The organism is Bacillus sp. FG16 (assembly GCF_057809515.1).
The window spans coordinates 1-19,216 of record NZ_JBMDKC010000061.1; the positions used below are offsets into that span (position 1 = coordinate 1).

Consider the following 19,216-nt stretch of genomic DNA (forward strand, 5'->3'; position numbering starts at 1 on the left):
CTTCAAAGGTTAGGAACTGAACAATTGTTAAAATATTAAACGTAACTTATATAATACAGGAGCAACAAACATGGCGATTTGTAATGTAGACCCTATTGCAATTTCGACTGCAATATTTACTTTATTTTTATAAGCCATAATAATTGCAGATGCATGTTCCGCTGCATTTCCAACAATTGCAACGATAATAACCCCTATAAATAACTCTGACCAACCAAATGATTTTGCAACAGTTTCAAAAGTATGCACGAGCGCCTCTGATACATAAGCTACCGCCAGTGTTGCTATCGCTAAAATAAGGAGTGCCTTCCCTTTCGACCACTCTGGCTCTTCTTCATGCGCTACTTCGTCACTTTTGTGTTGATATACACCACGGTGCGTAACTAACTTAAATAGTAATGCAGCAATGTACATGATAATCATAATAATAGAAACACCTATACTTAATTGATACGTCTTGCCAGCGTCCATCTTCATTGAAAAGATCTCTGGAATAACAAAGGCCACGACAACAGCAAATATTAATAAAGCTGAATTATGCCTTGCATCGTAAACGTTAAAGCTTTGCCTTTTATATTTAAGTCCACCTACAAAGAAGGATAGTCCTCCTACTAATAATAAATTTCCAAGTACCGAACCCGTTAAAGAAGCTAACACCACTTCAATTAACCCTGCTTGAAGTGCAAAAATTGAAATGATAAGTTCAACAGCATTACCGAAAGTAGCATTTAATAATCCACCTATTCTAGGACCAGAAACAATTGCTAAACTCTCTGTTGCTCTCCCCATAAAACCAGCCAATGCGATAATCGTAATACAATACACAGCGAACATAATTGTTTCTGGCCAATGAAGTGTTTTTCCAAGTACAGACAGTGGTACACCTATAAGCGCTACTATAAGAAATATTTTATTAAACATGCTTTTCATCCTTCCATCGTATGTATTTCTCCTCAATATTATTATTATTCTTCTCCTAACTTGTCCGATTTCATCACAATTACGTTTAAAAAATCATGTTGATGAAAAGAGTATGAAAGATACTTCATTCTTATTTAGACGAAGAAAACTACAAAGTATGAAAAGAGGCTAAAAGCATGCATTTAAAAGAAAAAATTGAAACTATTATATGCGGTCAACGAACTGGTGTATTATCTACTGTACGTGAAAACAAACCTCATAGTGCCTTTATGATGTTTTTCCACGAAGATTTTGTGTTATATATTGCAACCGATCGGAAATCAAAAAAGATAACAGATATTGAAAACAATCCTAATGTCCATGTATTACTCGGACGAGAAGGAAAAAAATTAGATGAAGATTATATTGAAGTTGAAGGGTTAGCTTCAATCGAGGAAGACTCGACATTAAAAAATAAGTTTTGGAATAATAGCTTAAAACGTTGGTTACTCGGTCCTGAAGACCCTAATTACGTATTGATAAAAATCAATCCCGACACAATTTATTACATCGATGGTGCCGGTACGACGGAGCCTGAGTTTTTACGACTATAAAATAAAACAAGCCCCCCTTTAGGTGGGCTTGTTTTGTCGAAAAGTTCTTTTGAAAAAAACAATAAAATAGGTGGAACTTTCTAAAGATTCTGTTATATAATAGCAGTAACTTAAATAAACTGTATTAAAACAGATTGAGAGGAGAAATAAAATTGATGAAGAGAGAAGAACGCAAAAACATGATTGAGTTTATTGAAAAGAAAAAAGGGATTGAGCGTGACGAATTACTGTTTATGACAGACGATGAAGTAGAACATATTTATAATGTAACGTACTTTTTATATGAGGAAATTGCAGAGTAGTATAATAATCCCCACCTTATAAAAAATATAAGGTGGGGATTATTTCGTTATTTAGCCCACTATTTGCGGACGTTAAAACTCCCACCTTAAAATTCAGGTGGAGCAAGAAGTTAAGTTGAAGTCGTGCTTCCTATAAATCTCAATTGCTTCAACTTTATACATGAGAATCATTTTCATGTATAATACTGTAAGATTGGAGGAATTTTACTATGAGTTCGTGGCTCTTATTTGCACTATTATCAGCAATTGCTGCTGCCCTTGTATCGATTTTTGGAAAGTTTGGTTTAGACGGAATCGATGCAAACGTTGCAACAACAATTCGATCTATTATTATGGCATTATTTATGATAGGCGTTATTATCATACAAGGTAAATTTCAAAATATCGGCGACGTACTGCTAAATAAAAAAGCACTGCTATTTATCACATTAAGTGGGATTGCAGGTGCTTCGTCATGGCTATTTTATTTTCTTGCCCTCAAAACAGGAAAGGTTTCACAAGTAGCTCCTGTCGATAAATTAAGCGTCGTATTTTCTATCATTCTCGCTATGATTATACTCGGTGAAAAGTTAAACTTTATGACCGGCGTTGGTGTAGTCTTTATTACAGCTGGTGTATTATTTATTGCTTTCAGCTAAAAAAACCGCTATTAGCGGTTTTTCTTTTTCTTTATATAAAACCATACAACACATGTAACAACTGCTGAAATTAATAAAATCCATATTCCATAATGATGTAAACTATACTCAACGAAGCGCCACTTCTCGCCTAACTTCCAGCCAAGCCCAATAAAAACACTTATCCAAATGAGCGCACCACCGTAAGCGTACAAACAAAAACGCCAAAGTGTCAAATTTGATACCCCAGCAAAATATGCTGTTAAATGACGTACTCCCGGTATAAAATAACCAATCATTAAAAGAAATGGCCCATATTTTTCAAATAAAATATGTGTTTTTTCAATGTGATGTTCTTTAATTCTAATTTTCGGCCCATATTTCTTTAAAACAGGGAGCCCAAGTTTTAAACCTAATATGTAGCTTAACGTAATCCCTAACATCGCACCAGCCATCCCACTTAAAAAAGCAGCGGTTCCTGACATAACTCCTTTTGAAACATTATAACCAACAAAGGTCAATAAAAACTCGTCTGGTATCGGTAATCCGACAATCCCACCAGCCAAGGCTATAACAATTCCAAAATAGCCATAATGCGCGATTAACTCGCCAATATGTTGTTCCATTCGGAAGACACATCCTATGCACGATCGTTATTCCACATTGTACCCTTTCTATCTTTAAGGCAAACATGGTATACATATTCACTATACATTGTTTTTATAATGAACTCTACTTCTATTCTTTCCTTTAACAGAGATAAAGTGAAACTTTAATCAGTGGGAGTTTTGTAATTATTAACCTATGCCAATCTTGCTTCTACAGACATCCCGACTCCCACATAACTCACTTACATTCACTAATTTTGAGATTAGATTCTTACTGCCTGCAAATGTCCTGATAAAAAATAAAAATTCACATGCGTGTTTTTTTGTTACAATAAAGGAAAGTTACTTTTCGCAACGGTTTAACTCTCAAGAAAAATGATATATCTAGCAAAAACATAGTTTGGTCTATATAATACAACTTCTACCTATTAAAAGAACATGAACCCTTTTACATACAACATCATTTTTCTAAATTATACAGGGGGGAACGAACATGACCATTGAAAATCAATTTATTCAAAAAGTTTACTATAAAACATTTTTAACAGAAGAAACTTCTACTCCTGCATCGGAAGTACTCGGTGAAGCATATATAAATGAATCTAAAAATGAATTCTCCAACATTTCTAATATTCGATTTGCTCAAGGTGAATTTTATTATCAAAATAAAGATTTTGAAGCAGCTATATTTAAATGGGAAAAAGTTAATAATGCTCTTGCACTTTGGGCAACAAAAAATATTGCAGATGCTTATTTTGAACTAGGATTCTTACCAAAGGCAGAAGAAATTTATCAATCTATTCAAACAGAAGATACAACTCTTACGATGGAGGTTTCATTACAACTTCTTTCTCTTTATATCGAACAAGATCGTTTAGGACTTGCTTTTAAGACGATTAGTGAAGCTGTTGCATTCCAACCGGATTACCCAAATATTACTGCAATTGCACGTTCTTTCTATGAAAAACAAGAAGATTGGAACAATGCTATCGAACTAGCTGTTCAAGAAGGTATTCGAACACAATCTTTACACTGGTTTGATACGTTAATAAATTACATAAACAAAGGATTTACTAGAAATATTAAGCCTGAATATTTCTATGAGTCTTTAAAAGCTCTATATGCTGTTGATCACGCTCAGTTTAAAGAACTTGTTATTGCTCTTTGGAATAGCTACCAACATGAATCCTTATACCTTCCTTGGATTCAAAGTATTAATCATTTATTCTTGCATATTGAAACAGACAATAATGACGATTGGAATGAAATTTCTACTCGCTATCAAGAAACATACTTTGCATTAATTACCGGAAATCATTTTATGCATGAATTAAACGGACTTGTACCAAATCTATTAACAAATTGGTTCAGTTTAACGAAAGCAAAAGATTCTCTAGTTGTCTCTGCAGCAGTGTTAGCATGGAATGAAGTCTCACCTACAACTTTAGAATCATTACTCGTAAAAAGTGCTGGATCCTTACTTTCTAATACATCAGCTGAAGCAGATGTAAATATGGAAACAGTTTCTCATTTATTCGAAACAATCGCTGTGTGGGCTGAGAAAAATGATGTAGATTTAAGTCATCAATTTACGCTACTCGTCCATGAACTATGTGATTTAAATGTCACACCACTACTAATAGCTGGAACTAGTGACTATGATAAAACGTCATTTGTCAATTCAATATTAGGAGAGAACATCTTAACTGAAACTTTAACAACTCCTATTCTATTTAAAGACGCTAGTCAAACTGAAATAACAGAATTTACCGAGTTAGATATACGTAATATCCCTAACCTTGATGAATTCCATCAAATAACGGCTACATCTGCTCAGTCAGAACTTGAGAAAAAATGTATAGAAATTAAGCTACCAAGTAGATTTTTAAGAAAAAATAAGTTTACATTTCTTATTACACCAGCCATTCAAGGACAATTGGATAAAAACAATGCATACTTTGAATACTTACAAACAGCAGATAGCCTTGTTTACGTATTAAATTCTTCTTCACCATTGCATAGTGAAGAAATTGATACGTTAATTTATTTACGTGAACAAGTACCAAACTTACAAATTCACTTCGTATTACATACAAATAATACGACTACTAATGAAAAACTAATTAGTAAGCTTAAAGTACATTTTCCAGATGCACAATTCTTCCCATATTCTCCTTCGCAAGAGAGTAGCCAGCAACTTGGAGATGTAACAGAATCTATTCTCTCTAATCTTGCAAAACGCGACATAGAAAAAGAACGTATAGAAAAGCTAATATGGTTTACGCAAAAAACAATTGCTTATCTAATAAATGAACGTGTGGAATTAGAAAATACATTAGTAAAATCCGTACGCTGGAATAAACACATCTCAGTGAAACTTACTGGATTTATTAATAACCTTACTGCTCTTGAAAAAGATAAAATTCGCTCTATTACCGAATCCTATCTTTTAACGAAAGAAGAAATTACACGAGATATACATTCTCAAATTCCTGAATTATTACAGAGTTGCTCTGATCTTGTTCAAGAAGATAGTGATTTCAAACTAGTTCATGAAGAATTAAATGCTGCAATGAATGAACGAGTTCAAAAGCATGTACAACAGGTACTTCTTCCTAAATTTACTGGGTCTATTCAAGAATGGATTGAAACAGCACATAATGAATTTATTCAAGCTCAAGCTTATTTAGATGAAATGAGTGAAACATTTAATAAATTATATAAAGAAGAACGTATGAAACTTCCTTGCGATTTCAAATTATTAGATGATTGGAATCGAGATGTTGTACGAATGACAAATCGAATTACAGTAACGAACATCAATATTTTATTACGCTTTACACCGACACAGTTTTTCTTAAAAAGTGCCGGGAAATTATTTGGTAATATGCAAAAAAACCAATCTATGCTCGCCAACAAATATAAACAATACATTGAAACAGAAGACTATACAGAAATTGCTCACACAATTTCAAAACAATTCTTCCTACAATTTGAAGTATTTGAAGGGGCATTAGAACGTGATATCATGATGTTCTTTAAAGATCCACTTAGCATATTGAAACAAAATGTGGATGCAGCTCAACTTGAGATACAGGAAGATGAACAAACATTAGCAACGCTAAGAAGCAATCCAGAAACATATCATGATCCTTTAGCGTTATTTAAACTACAATTGCTACAACATAAATTCGTTTTAAGTACTACAAAGAAACATGAAGATATCTTTGTATCTAACGAATCTCCTACTGTTTAACAAAAAAACCAAGCAAACTAAAATTTGCTTGGTTTTTTCACTTTATTATTTTCATATGTTCAAACGGATAATAAATGCCTGCTAACTTTCCTAACACATCTTCTCTATCAATAAAACCTAAACCATTTCTACTATCTTTACTTATTAAGCGATTATCTCCCATAACAAAAATCTTATTTTTAGGAACTGTAATCGGTCCAAAGTCCTCTGTTAAATTCAGAAGTTTTTTTTCTGCTTGTTTTTTATTACTATCCAAATACTCTTCATCTTTCACTTCAGAATTCACATATAATTGATCATTTCTCATCTCAATAATATCCTCTGGCAATCCAATCACTCTTTTGACATAAAAATTATCTGTTTTCACAACAATAATGTCTTCTCTCCCATAGCTTTCAAATTGTTTTGCTAACTTGTTAACAATCACCTTATCTCCATCTTGCAACGTTGGTCTCATGGATGCTCCTTTTACAGTCGTAGGAAAGAACACAAAAATTTTCGCCAAAAACACCAATAAACATGCAATTGCAATAGTTCCAAAGAATTCACGCCAACGTTTTTTCTTTTGCATCATTTCACCATCTCATCATCTTTTTACTTTTATTATAAATAATACGACTGATATTTTCCTACAAAATTCCGAATTATAAAATTATAATATTAGAAATTCCAAAATAGAAATACTGATTAAATTAAACAAGCAAAAAAGATACTCTCAAAATAGTCTATCCACTATTTTTGAGAGTATCTTTTTATAATCCCACATATACAATACACATTTGAGCGGCTACATATGTAAACCAAATCCAAAGTGGCTCATACTTCAATTTACGCCCTCCGATATCTGTCACGCCAATAATGAAATCAGAAATTACAAACAGTAAGCCACCAAACGCTGGTATCCACCATATTCCTGTATTTTCATAATATAAGGCGAATGCAAAGCAAGCCATTCCTCCAACCCACAATCCATAAATTAGAGCTCCTATCGTAAACAATTTATCCTGTTTATCATTTCGGATAAAGAAGAACCATCCTACAATTAGAAAGAGCCCATATACGAGTAAGCCAATCCAAAAACCATTCCATGAAATTCCTGTTTGCAAAAATGCTTTTACATAAAAACAATGAGCAAGGGCGAAAGTAACCATCCCACCAATTAATCGATGACCAATTGGAATCAGCCCAGCCATAAACAAATCTCCCACAGTCGATAAAGTCATACCAAGTGCAACCCACGTACTATACTCTACAGATGGATCTTGTAACCATATCCAAATTGCACTACCTGTTAAAGAAAAACTAAGAATAAGACGGATTGCTAAAGGTAACGGCATATTATCTTTCGTTCTTTTTGTCTGTCGCATTGCATAAATTGCACCAATAAAAAAAAGAAGTATTTGCCCAATTAACACCACATAAAGTAGATTCATAATATGTTCTCCTCAATAAATGCTTTTTGTATCTTTTTTCGTTACACTTAGTCTATTATCCTTTTTCTATAAAAAAAGAAGAACAGTACTGTTCTTCCATTGTAATCGCTTTTCTGCATTCTATGCTACTTGTTTTTCTTGCTCTATTTTTTGCTTAGCTGGCGTCCGATTTACCACAATAATTCCTGCGGCTACACATGCTAAACCGAGTAACACAAATGAATGAATTGCTTCACCTAAAATCATGCTTGATAATAACACACCAAATACGGGTATAAAGAACATATACATAGATACTTTTCCAACCTTATTGTACTTCATAATTGTATTCCAAATGCAAAAACCAGCTGCAGATAAGAAAGATAAATAAATCAGCATAAGTAGTGCATCTAGACTAAATGTAAATGGCATTACTCCAACTTGCAAAGCCCCTATAAATAATAATCCTATAGAACCAAAAATCATTTGGTATGCTGTCATATAACCAACATCTAATGTTTTACTACCTTCTTTCGCTAATATGTTTCCATATGAATACAGCATTGCTGCACTAAGAAGTAATAAACTTCCGATTCCAAAATGAAATGATAAGCTACCATCACTCGGCACATTCACTAAAATGACACCACAAAAACCAATCAATACCCCAATTATTTTTCTCATATTGAGAGCATCATCTTTATATAAAAAATGGGCGAGTAAAATTTGAAAGAATGATGATGTCCCTGAAATGATAGCTCCTTCAATTCCTGAACTATAACTCATTCCAATATAAAAACAGATATATTGAAGAAACGTTTGGAATAAACCAATTTGTATTAACTGTTTCCCCGTTCCTTTTTTGAAACTCATATCTTTCCCTAACACTTTAAAAAAGAATACAAGCATTACCCCAGATAACAAGAAACGATAACCAGCAAATAATATTTGCTCTCCAACTTCTTGTGGTTGAATTCCAAGTTCAACATAACTTAATTTAATAAAAGGAAATGCGCTTCCCCATAAAAAAGTTGCTACTATTGCAGCAATAAATACGCCAATCGGATGGGTAAAAAATTTCTCTGTCTTCACTTGTTGTCTTCCTTTCCGACCTTTTTATGAACAATATTCATATATACCAGAGGAATTGCGAAAACACAAGTTTTCCGTTTATACTTAAAACAAAACCGTACCATCTCATAAAAACCTATGATATACTATAGAATAATTACAATATAATAACTATTAAAAACAGATTCAACAGAAATGCTGCTATCCATTATGGGTGGCAGCTTTCGTCGTTTTATAGGGGTTTCGATTTTGATTATTTTTCTCAATAAGAATTCGGAAGGAGCGAGTAGTAATGAACTCAGAAGTAAAAACGTTACACGCAAAAGAAACAATTTCTCATCCCTCTCTATGGGACACATTAAAAAAACATTATGAACTTGTATTTGCAGTAGCATCTGGTATTTTTATTTTAGTTGGTTGGTTATTCACAAAGAACGATGCAATGAATGTAGGTATTACTTGCTATATCCTTGCTTATATAGTTGGTGGATATGCAAAAGCAAAAGAAGGAATTGAAGATACGATTGAAGAAAAAGAGCTAAATGTTGAAATGCTAATGCTCTTTGCAGCTATTGGTGCTGCAATTATTGGCTACTGGGCAGAAGGGGCTATTTTAATCTTCATCTTTGCACTCAGCGGTGCTATGGAATCTTATACGTTAAGTAAGAGCCAAAAAGAAATTTCTGCTCTTCTTGACTTACAACCTGAAGAAGCATTACGTATTTCCACCGGAACTGAGGAACGTGTTCCTGTTGGAGAGTTACAAATTAACGACATTATTTTAATTAAACCAGGTGAACGTGTTCCTGCTGACGGTACGATTCATAACGGTGAAACAAATATCGATGAGGCAGCAATCACAGGAGAACCTATTCCAAATGAGAAAAGACATGGCGATGAAGTATTTGCAGGTACTGTAAATTTACGTGGTGCTATCGAAGTTAAAATTACGAAGCCGAGCGATCAAACCTTATTCCAAAAGATTATCCGTCTCGTCCAAAGTGCACAAAGTGAAAAATCACCATCACAACTATTCATCGAAAAGTTTGAAGGAACATACGTAAAAGGTGTACTACTCGTTGTTGCGCTTATGATGTTCGTTCCTCATTTCTTACTTGACTGGAGCTGGAATGAAACGTTTTATCGCGCTATGATCTTACTTGTAGTCGCATCTCCTTGTGCACTCGTTGCTGCCATTACACCAGCAACGTTATCTGCAATTTCTAACGGAGCGAGAAATGGAATTCTCTTTAAAGGTGGCATTCATTTAGAACGCCTCGCTTCAGTAAAAGCAATCGCCTTTGATAAAACAGGAACATTAACAGAAGGAAAACCTACCGTAACAGATGTATATGTTCGAGAAAATATGACAGAAAAAGAAGTGCTTTCCATTACAGCATCAATTGAAAGTCACTCTACACATCCTTTAGCTGAATCCATTGTTAAATATGCACAACATGCGTACGACATTACATTAATAAAACCAGAAAAGGTTGAAGATGTAACTGGTTTTGGGCTAAAAGGAGTATTCGAAAACAACGCTTATAAAATAGGTAAAGCTGATTTTATCGGTGAAGAAACAAAGACATTTCACAATGGTATTTCTGCCTCACTTGAAAAGGAAGGTAAAACTGTCGTTTATATTAGTGATGAAGGAGGCATTCTTGGACTTATCGCTTTAAAAGATACGCTTCGCCAAGAAACAATAGCTGCCATTCGCGATTTACAAAGCATTGGTGTCGAAGCAATTATGATTACTGGAGATAATGAAGAAACGGCAAAAGCAATTGCCTCTGAAAGTAATATAAAGGAATATTACGCATCATGTTTACCAGAAACAAAAGTTGAAACGATTAAAAAGTTAAAAGAAAAATACGGTACAGTAGCAATGGTCGGAGACGGTATAAATGATGCACCTGCACTCGCTACTGCTAGCATTGGTGTCGCAATGGGAGAAGGAACAGATGTAGCTTTAGAAACGGCGGATGTTGTACTGATGAAGAACGAACTATCTCGTCTTTCTCAAGCGATCCGTCTATCAAAACGAATGAACCGTATTGTGAAGCAAAACGTAATCTTTTCGCTAGCTGTTATTGCGATGCTAATTTGTTCAAACTTCTTGCAATTTTTAGCTCTTCCATTCGGTGTTATTGGCCACGAAGGAAGTACGATTCTTGTCATTTTAAATGGCTTACGATTATTAAAAGGAAGCAAATAAAACGGGTCCCTCATAGAGGACCCGTTTTTTTTTAATGATAGCTATTATGACCGTTCGCACTGCTACTCGTTTTATGCTTTGGATGCGAACTGCTCTTTTGTTTATTATTACTTTTATTATTATGGTTCTTTTTATTATTACTCATGAAATATCCCCCCTGTTCCTTTTTATTATGGAACAAGAGCTCATTATTCATTACGGGAATTATTGTCACCGGTTCTATAATGGTGGAGTAAACCATTAATTTCACCGCCAAGTAAAATTACCCATCCAGTTAAATAAAACCATAACATTAAAATAATGATACCACCGAGACCACCATATGTATTGGCGTAATTCGCAAACTTATCTACATAATAAGCAAATGAGTAAGATACCACAATCCATCCTACAGTAGCAAATAACGCCCCTGAAATAACTTCTCTTCTTTTTAACTTTCGATCTGGTGCAAATGTATATAAGAAACTAAACAAAGCAAATAGTACGAAGAAACTCGCTACTAATCGTGTAATGCTCCATACGAAAGAAAAACTATCTGATAAACCGAGTGCTTTAAACACTGCTGCTCCAATAACTTGTCCGAATACCGGAACAATTAACGCAAAGACAATCATAAAAATAATAGCTAATGTAAACACAATTGATAACGCTCTTGTTGTAATAAAAGAACGTGTTTCCTTCACGTCATAAGCGCGGTTAAAAGCATTCATAACCGCATTAACACCATTTGAGGCAAACCATAACATGGATAATAAACCAAATGATAATAAACCACCATTTTGCTGGTTTACAACTTTATCTACATTTACCTCAATTAAGTTCATTGCATCATCTGGTACATAAACCTCTAATAAACTAAGCACATCCTCTGTTTGAATGGGAATAAATCCAAGAAGCGTAATTAAGAAAACGAGCCCAGGAAAAATTGCAAGCAAGAAGAAATAAGCGAGCTGTGCTGCCAAGCCCGCTACATCATCGCGCATCGTCCGGTCATATAAATCTTTACCAAACGAATAAGTACGATTTCTTCTCACCTTTTCTAAAATTTTTTTCATATATGTTTAAACGCTTTTCTTCTCTTCTTTATCTTGCTTTAACTCAATGTACGCTTCAGTTTTTTTTTCCACTGCATTTGAGTCTTTCATAAATAATTCACGCGCTTCTTTCATACCACCATCTTCAGCAACTACTGGCTCTTCTTCTGCTTTCAGCTCATCTACCTTTGGAGATACAGCTTGAATTTCAATCGTTTCTGGCTTTTCTTCTGGCTCAACTTTTTTCTTACTAAAAATTTCTTTCGTTTCTTTTAACGTCTCTACAACAGATGGCGTTAATTTTTTAATTTCTGCTACTTTCGCTTTTACCACATTGAAATCAGCAAGTTCGCGTCCTTTATCTGTAACAGTTTGCACTTTTTCTTTGATCTTTGCATTTTCACCAATTTCAATCATCTTTGTTTTTGCTTTTTCTGCTGTATTTTTTACTTTTTCACGGTTTTCTTTCTTTAACATGGATACCGCTACACCTGCAGCTACACCAATCGCAATGTTTCGAGCAATATTATTTTTCTTTGCCATATTCCTTCACCCTTTCATTTCTTATGTTAGAAAGTATTTCTTTCTAAGCTTCCTCATATTCCTTGTTCATTTCGAATGAAAGCTAATAGCTTTGCACACCCTTCTGTTACAAGGTCATATACTTCTTGGAAATTCCCTGTATAGTAAGGGTCAGGAACGTCTGTCCAGCCACCGTCTGGAACAAAGTCGGACAGCCTACCAATATAGCCTCCAGTTTTACCTAAACTTTTTAAATCTGCTATATTCTTGTTGTCCATGGCAATAATATAATCAAACTTTGTTAAGTCTTCTTTTTCTACTTGCCTTGCTTTAATTCCTTCAAAAGTGACTGCATTTTCTTTTAAAATTTTTTGTGTTCCTTTATGTGGCGGATGACCAACATGCCAATCTCCTGTTCCTGCAGAATCAATGACAATTTTCTCTTCAAGTCCCTCTTTTACGACAAGATTTCGAAAAATTGCTTCTGCCATCGGAGAACGGCAAATGTTCCCAAGACAAACAAACAATACTTGAACCATGTCTTTGTTTCTTCCCTTCTTGGTGCATTTCTTCATATATACTTATAGTATAAACAACCAATTATGAAATATAAAGGAAATCCCTACTAATTTAATAGGATTGAAAAGATTCATTAACGAAAATGATAAAAAATGTTAAGATAGCCTTATGTTATTTTAAAGGGGGACACTTCGGTGGATTTATCCGTAAAGTCAGAAGAAAACGTTGAATACATGGTCGAAGCTATTAAAGAAAAATTACGTATGGTTAATGCTGGAGCGATGAGAGCTGCTAGTTTTAACGAAGAAATGTACGAAGATTTACGTGACATTTATGATCATGTTATGAAACGTGAAACATTCAGCATTAGTGAAATGCAAGCTATTACAGAAGAATTAGGTACATTAATTAAAAAGTAAAAAAGCCTCTCTTATATGAGGCTCTTTTTTATTTCCAACAAATTCATGACAACTCTTCTCTTTCCCTCAACCAACTGTAAAATATTGTACAATAGAAGTAGAACCTCACCTTAGATTTTTTCTCCATACATACTACTCACAAATAATAGCAACACTACCATTGCTAACTGTTTTTACTGGAGGTGCTTACTTATGAGCAATTGGTACAGTAAGACGAAAGATCAAACATTAATTGACCTAGAAACAAACGAACAACACGGTTTAACAGATGAGATTGTAAGTGAACGTTTAAAGCAATACGGTTCTAATGAATTAGCTACAAAACAAAAACGCACTTTATGGCAGCGTATTTTCGCCCAAATTAATGACGTCCTCGTATATGTCCTTATTATAGCTGCCCTTATTTCTGCCTTTGTAGGTGAATGGGCGGATGCCAGTATTATCGCGCTCGTTGTAGTTTTAAATGCTGTTATCGGTGTTGTTCAAGAATCGAAAGCAGAACAAGCTTTAGAGGCATTGAAAAAAATGGCAACACCAAAAGCTATCGTCAAGAGAAATGGTGAACTAAAAGAAATTCCATCTGAGCACGTCGTTCCAGGGGATATTGTTATGCTCGACGCCGGACGATATATCCCATGCGATTTACGCCTTATCGAAACCGCAAATTTAAAAGTTGAAGAATCTGCTCTAACTGGTGAATCTGTCCCTGTTGATAAAGATGCAATCTACCACGCTTCTATGCAAAGTGATGAGCAAGTACCACTTGGCGATCAAAAAAACATGGCCTTTATGTCTACTCTTGTGACATATGGAAGAGGCGTCGGTGTTGCTGTTGAAACTGGAATGAACTCACAAATTGGTAAGATTGCTACCCTTTTACATGAAGCAGACGATGATATGACACCACTTCAAAAAAGCTTAGCACAAGTCGGAAAATATTTAGGCTTTGTCGCTGTAGCTATTTGTATCGTTATGTTCCTCATCGGATTTTTACAAGGCCGGGATACGTTAGAAATGTTTATGACTGCTATTAGTTTAGCTGTTGCAGCTATTCCAGAAGGCTTGCCAGCTATCGTTTCCATCGTTCTTGCAATTGGTGTACAACGTATGATTAAACAAAACGTTATCATTCGAAAACTACCAGCTGTTGAAGCTCTCGGTTCTGTCACAATTATTTGTTCAGATAAAACAGGTACGTTAACGCAAAATAAAATGACCGTTACTCACTTTTATAGTGATACCACATACGATCACTTAGAAAATTTAAATGTAAATAATGATGCACAACGTCTATTGTTAGAAAATATGGTGCTATGTAATGATGCGTCTTACAATAACGAATCACAAACCGGAGACCCGACTGAAATTGCTCTTCTCGTGGCCGGAAGCACTTTTAACATGCAAAAAGATCATTTAGAAAAGATACATGAACGTGTTAACGAGCTGCCTTTCGACTCAGATCGTAAAATGATGTCAACCGTGCATACATACGATGAAAACTACTATAGCATGACGAAAGGCGCTATTGATAAACTCTTACCTCGATGTACCCACATATTTAAAAACGGTAAAATCGAGGGTCTAACAGAAATTGATAAAAATCAAATATTAGAAGCTGCCAGGGCAATGTCTCAAGAAGCTTTAAGAGTACTTTCATTCGCCTTTAAACAATTCAATTCAAACGATGTGGATATAAATCATCTTGAAGAAAATCTCATCTTTATCGGTCTTGTCGGTATGATTGATCCGCCAAGAACTGAAGTGAAAGATTCAATTACAGAATGTAAAAAAGCCGGCATTCGCACAGTTATGATTACTGGTGACCATAAAGATACCGCCTTTGCAATTGCTAAAGAACTCGGCATTGCTGAAGAAATATCTGAAATTATGATTGGAACTGAATTAGATAACATTTCTGATACAGAACTAGCTAGCAAAATTAATCATTTAAATGTATTCGCTAGAGTCTCTCCAGAGCATAAAGTGAAAATTGTAAAGGCATTACGCGCGAAAGGAAATATCGTTTCTATGACTGGTGATGGTGTCAATGATGCACCATCTTTAAAGCAAGCTGATGTTGGCGTAGCGATGGGCATTACAGGAACAGACGTCGCAAAAGGAGCAGCGGATGTCGTGTTAACAGATGATAATTTCTCATCTATCGTGAAAGCTGTTGAAGAAGGTAGAAATATTTATCGCAACATAAAAAAATCAATTCTCTTCCTACTCTCTTGTAACTTCGGAGAAATTATCGCTTTATTTTTAGCCATTTTACTCGGCTGGGCAACACCACTACGACCTATTCATATTTTATGGGTGAATTTAATTACAGATACACTGCCTGCATTATCACTTGGAGTTGATCCTGAAGATCCAGATGTGATGAAGGAAAAACCACGACATGCGAAAGAAAGCTTATTTAGTGGTAGCGTTCCTTTTCTTATTTTCAATGGACTTGTCATTGGACTTTTAACGCTAATAGCTTTTATCGCCGGAGCAAAATTCTATACTGGAGATACAAATTTATTCCCTCTTTTCCCTGAACGAATTGATGACGATGCTCTATTACATGCCCAAACGATGGCATTTGTTGTTCTTAGTTTTTCTCAGCTCGTTCATTCATTTAACTTGCGTTCAAGAACGAAATCGATTTTTTCAATTGGGATCTTTACAAATAAATATTTAGTCTTCTCCCTTCTTATCGGTGTTCTTATGCAAGTTTGTATCATCTCCATCCCGCCCCTTGCAAATATATTCGGTGTACATGCATTAACAATGCGAGATTGGGGATTCGTTCTCTTATTAAGTATCATTCCACTTGTTGTGAATGAGATTATTAAATTAGTGAAGAGAAACTAAAAGGCAATGAGGACTATTCCTCATTGCCTTTTCATTTATCCTTGTAATTCTTTTTTGATATTCTCTGTTAATGTAGCCATACGCTTGCGGCTTTCTTCACGCTCACGTTTATTTTGTTCTTCAATTTGTTGTGTTTCTTGCATACCTCTTGAAATAATGTTCCAAGTTTCCTCAAGTGTTTCCATTTTAATACTAGAAGAACCTGATAATCTCGCTACTTCTACACTTTGCGTTGCGATATTTTGTGCATTTTTCTTAAGTAATTCATTTGTACGGCGATCAAGTTCAGCCATAGAATCTGCAACAAGCTTTTGACGTTTCGCATTTACTGCTTGAATGATACCATTTTTAAAGATAGGAATCGTCGTAATAAATGCTGTATTGATTTTACCAATTAATTTATTATTTCCACGTTGAATCATGCGAATTTGCGGCGCTGTAAGTAGCGCAACCATACGTGCTTTTTCTAAATCATCAATACGTTGCTCTAAAATTTCAACCGAGTTTTTAAGCGACTCTAATTCAATACCTGCTAATTGATCATTATTACGCACGCGTTCTTCATACATCGGAACTAATTCTGTATTTAAACGCTCTAATAACATTTCTCCTGCTACTACGTACTTCTCTAAGTCTAAATAATATTTTAAGTTTTGCTCATATAAGCCATCTAACGTACCAATTGATTTTTTCATCTCATCTTGGTACTTCGTAATTTCCACATAAACTTTATCAATTTCGCGGCCCATCGTTTGATATTTACTAAAGATTTGTTCTATCATTTTATCCGCTTTTTTGAACATGCGCGAGAAGAAACCACTTTTCTCTTCCGCAAAGTCTTTACTATCAAATCTGTCCATAATTTTACCAAGTTGCTTTAACAATTCACCAGAATCTTCTATCTTTGATAGAGACATTGTATGTAAAATTTGATCAGCGAAACGTGAAATTTCCATAGAAGGTTCTTTTCCAAGTTCAATTAATTCCAGTTGATCTTTAATATCTACTGCGTTATAAATACGTTGCACATCTGCATCTTGTCTAAGTTGCAAGCGAACATCTTGTGCGGTTTGCTCATTCAATTCAGTTTTCGAATCTAGTACGACTGGGTTATTCATATGGTATTCTCCCTTTCCTTATAAAAATGGACGAAATAGTCCTTTTATTGTTTGTGATAAATTTTTATAGGCTGATGAACCATGAAACTCAAGATCGAAATTAACTTCTTCAAGCCAATGGGAATCAAATGCTCCTGCTTCAACATACGGTTCAATATCGTTTCTGCCCGTAGGATTGAAATGGAATACATCTACTCCAATTTGATTCAAAAATAGTAATAAAACAGCGTCAGAACGAGTTAATTCTCCGCTCTTCTCATTATTAAATATAACAATTTTCGGTACATCTTGTGAATAATCAAATTTCTCAAGCTGTTCTAAAATATTGGGTGGTATTTGAGAAAGTTGTGCAAAAACATACAGCGCTACCTCTTGTTTCGTTTCTTTCGCAATTGGTTTGCACATTTCACTTTCGCACGTATGGATAATCGCCTCTGCAATCCCATGTTGTAAACCTTCCGGTAAACGCTTATGCGGCCACCAATGGCTATTCATAATTAGATCAGGATGTAATTTCCCAGCTCGGTCCAATGCATCTCGATAATGATATTGGAAATTTGCTTTCTGCTCTTTCGTAAACGGGAATGTATTAATTAATAAACTATTATCAAATGATGTAACAGCCTTTAATCGTTGAAAATATTCTTTATCATTCTTTGAAACGCCTGATATTTTCGCAAATAAAGAAGGAATATAAATATGTTTATTTTCAACAAAGAATGTTGGACGTACAAATGCCTTTTCTTTCGTAATTAAAAAGAGTTCATCATATGTCGTTTTTAACGTACGTGCTACAGGTGTATACGAACGGAATTGCCACGGTTTATATAATAGTGAATTATCGTGGTGAAGTACTTGTTCAATTTCTTTCGAAGCTTGATACGCTACTGTTGCAACACGCTCGCGGCGGCGATCAGGGAATGGTTCAAGAGAAATGCGACCCGGATGAGACACAATAAAAGTTCTTCCCTCTTCATCAATATTTTCAAATCCATCTTTTCCTTCGGGGTGATAATAAAGCACATCACAACCGAGCATAATAAGAAAATATAAGAAATATATACGGCTTTCCTGTGCATCACCATACCAAACGATACGCGGCATCTGTTTCTTATAATTAATCGTAGAAAACCACTTCGCTACGTAATTTTCGCTTAGTTTAATTATGTCGATTAAGAAACGACGGAAGCCTTCTGTCTTTAACGACTGATTATGTTGTTTCTCATATAATTTCAATACTGAAATAAACGTCGTATGTATGTAATGCTGTAAATCAGGATTGTCTACTTTCGGTAAAAGTTGTTTCCCAGATAAGTGTGCAACTAACCTATTTACTGTCAGACCATTTGGTGCTTCTTGATGTAATACGAACACTTCTTGAATATGACGAAGCTTTTCTGAATCAATCACTTTGTTTAAATTTTGTTCGTGTAAAACTTCGATTCCTTTCGCTTCACTATAATCAAACAGTTCATTAAAATATTCATCTACATCATTAGGAACGCCAAGGATTCGACATGCTATATAACTAAATTTCATCTCATTCTCTGTCAGCTCATATTGTGGGCGTTTTTCTAAAAGCGCTTCAAATTGCTTTAAATCTGATTCATCTTTTAATGCATATGGTTGAAGTGTAAAACGTGAAAACACAACAGTTCACCTCCAAAAACATTTACGTTTTTTCTAAGTCCTTCTTCTATTATAAACTATTTTTGGTTATAAAAAATGGGCGCTCGCAAAACGAGCA

16 protein-coding genes and 1 pseudogene are annotated in these 19,216 nt (G+C 34.7%); 7 read left to right on the forward strand and 10 right to left on the reverse strand.

Annotated features, from left to right (window positions below; all coding sequences use genetic code 11):
* Positions 1-30: 30 nt before the first annotated feature.
* Positions 31-921: pseudogene (gene cax, locus ACODS7_RS20470) on the reverse strand (calcium/proton exchanger); the annotation flags it as partial.
* 176 nt (positions 922-1,097) lie between these two features.
* Between cax and ACODS7_RS20475 the strand changes: the two are divergent.
* The 3 genes from ACODS7_RS20475 (at position 1,098) to ACODS7_RS20485 (ending at position 2,454) form a co-directional block, all read left to right on the forward strand.
* Positions 1,098-1,514, forward strand: a complete 417-nt coding sequence (locus tag ACODS7_RS20475; RefSeq protein WP_016083647.1) for a pyridoxamine 5'-phosphate oxidase family protein — start codon at positions 1,098-1,100, stop codon at positions 1,512-1,514.
* 155 nt (positions 1,515-1,669) lie between these two features.
* Positions 1,670-1,816 carry a BH0509 family protein gene (locus ACODS7_RS20480; protein WP_000817786.1) on the forward strand — a complete coding sequence of 49 codons (147 nt, stop codon included), beginning with the start codon at positions 1,670-1,672 and terminating at the stop codon, positions 1,814-1,816.
* A gap of 209 nt (positions 1,817-2,025) precedes the next feature.
* Positions 2,026-2,454: an EamA family transporter gene (locus ACODS7_RS20485; RefSeq protein WP_000100295.1), complete on the forward strand. Its 429-nt coding sequence runs from the start codon at positions 2,026-2,028 to the stop codon at positions 2,452-2,454.
* Positions 2,455-2,465: 11 nt separating this feature from the next.
* On the opposite strand, the gene ACODS7_RS20490 is transcribed toward ACODS7_RS20485, so the two are convergent.
* Positions 2,466-3,059 carry a DedA family protein gene (locus ACODS7_RS20490; RefSeq protein WP_000434876.1) on the reverse strand — a complete coding sequence of 198 codons (594 nt, stop codon included), beginning with the start codon at positions 3,057-3,059 and terminating at the stop codon, positions 2,466-2,468.
* A 475-nt stretch (positions 3,060-3,534) separates the two neighbouring features.
* Between ACODS7_RS20490 and ACODS7_RS20495 the strand changes: the two genes are divergently transcribed.
* A complete protein-coding gene (locus ACODS7_RS20495) occupies positions 3,535-6,297 on the forward strand; it encodes a tetratricopeptide repeat protein (protein ID WP_098640251.1) in 2,763 nt (920 codons plus the stop codon).
* A gap of 37 nt (positions 6,298-6,334) precedes the next feature.
* Here ACODS7_RS20495 and lepB read toward each other — a convergent pair whose 3' ends face one another.
* From lepB to ACODS7_RS20510, 3 genes are all read right to left on the reverse strand, one after another.
* Complete coding sequence (lepB, locus tag ACODS7_RS20500) at positions 6,335-6,871, reverse strand: signal peptidase I (protein ID WP_098629619.1); 537 nt, start codon at positions 6,869-6,871, stop codon at positions 6,335-6,337.
* Positions 6,872-7,049: 178 nt separating this feature from the next.
* Positions 7,050-7,730, reverse strand: coding sequence for a lysoplasmalogenase (locus tag ACODS7_RS20505; RefSeq protein WP_016083650.1), 681 nt, complete (start codon positions 7,728-7,730; stop codon positions 7,050-7,052).
* Between the two features lie 120 nt (positions 7,731-7,850).
* Positions 7,851-8,801 (reverse strand): DMT family transporter, encoded by a 951-nt coding sequence (locus ACODS7_RS20510; protein WP_043935345.1) that lies wholly within the window; start codon positions 8,799-8,801, stop codon positions 7,851-7,853.
* A gap of 271 nt (positions 8,802-9,072) precedes the next feature.
* On the opposite strand from ACODS7_RS20510, the gene ACODS7_RS20515 reads away from it, so the two are divergent.
* Positions 9,073-10,998: a heavy metal translocating P-type ATPase gene (locus ACODS7_RS20515; protein ID WP_098139474.1), complete on the forward strand. Its 1,926-nt coding sequence runs from the start codon at positions 9,073-9,075 to the stop codon at positions 10,996-10,998.
* Between the two features lie 188 nt (positions 10,999-11,186).
* On the opposite strand, the gene ACODS7_RS20520 is transcribed toward ACODS7_RS20515, so the two are convergent.
* The 3 genes from ACODS7_RS20520 to ACODS7_RS20530 are packed head-to-tail and all read right to left on the reverse strand — an operon-like array spanning position 11,187 to position 13,093.
* Complete coding sequence (locus ACODS7_RS20520) at positions 11,187-12,053, reverse strand: YihY/virulence factor BrkB family protein (protein ID WP_016083653.1); 867 nt, start codon at positions 12,051-12,053, stop codon at positions 11,187-11,189.
* 6 nt (positions 12,054-12,059) lie between these two features.
* Positions 12,060-12,575 (reverse strand): DUF4075 domain-containing protein, encoded by a 516-nt coding sequence (locus ACODS7_RS20525; protein WP_001085388.1) that lies wholly within the window; start codon positions 12,573-12,575, stop codon positions 12,060-12,062.
* A 53-nt stretch (positions 12,576-12,628) separates the two neighbouring features.
* A complete protein-coding gene (locus ACODS7_RS20530; protein ID WP_000250916.1) occupies positions 12,629-13,093 on the reverse strand; it encodes a low molecular weight protein-tyrosine-phosphatase in 465 nt (154 codons plus the stop codon).
* 174 nt (positions 13,094-13,267) lie between these two features.
* Here ACODS7_RS20530 and ACODS7_RS20535 point away from each other — a divergent pair, with 174 nt between their 5' ends.
* Positions 13,268-13,492, forward strand: coding sequence for a DUF1128 domain-containing protein (locus tag ACODS7_RS20535; protein ID WP_000366196.1), 225 nt, complete (start codon positions 13,268-13,270; stop codon positions 13,490-13,492).
* Positions 13,493-13,684: 192 nt separating this feature from the next.
* Entirely contained in the window at positions 13,685-16,351 is a 2,667-nt protein-coding gene (locus ACODS7_RS20540; protein WP_098629621.1) for a cation-translocating P-type ATPase, read from the forward strand.
* Between the two features lie 35 nt (positions 16,352-16,386).
* Here the strand turns inward: ACODS7_RS20540 and ACODS7_RS20545 are convergent, their stop codons facing one another.
* Both ACODS7_RS20545 and ACODS7_RS20550 read right to left on the reverse strand, forming a co-directional pair.
* Entirely contained in the window at positions 16,387-17,469 is a 1,083-nt protein-coding gene (locus tag ACODS7_RS20545) for a toxic anion resistance protein (RefSeq protein WP_001064413.1), read from the reverse strand.
* 18 nt (positions 17,470-17,487) lie between these two features.
* On the reverse strand, positions 17,488-19,119 hold the full coding sequence (locus tag ACODS7_RS20550; protein ID WP_048564001.1) for a YceG family protein: 1,632 nt from the start codon (positions 19,117-19,119) through the stop codon (positions 17,488-17,490).
* Between the last annotated feature and the right edge of the window lie 97 nt (positions 19,120-19,216).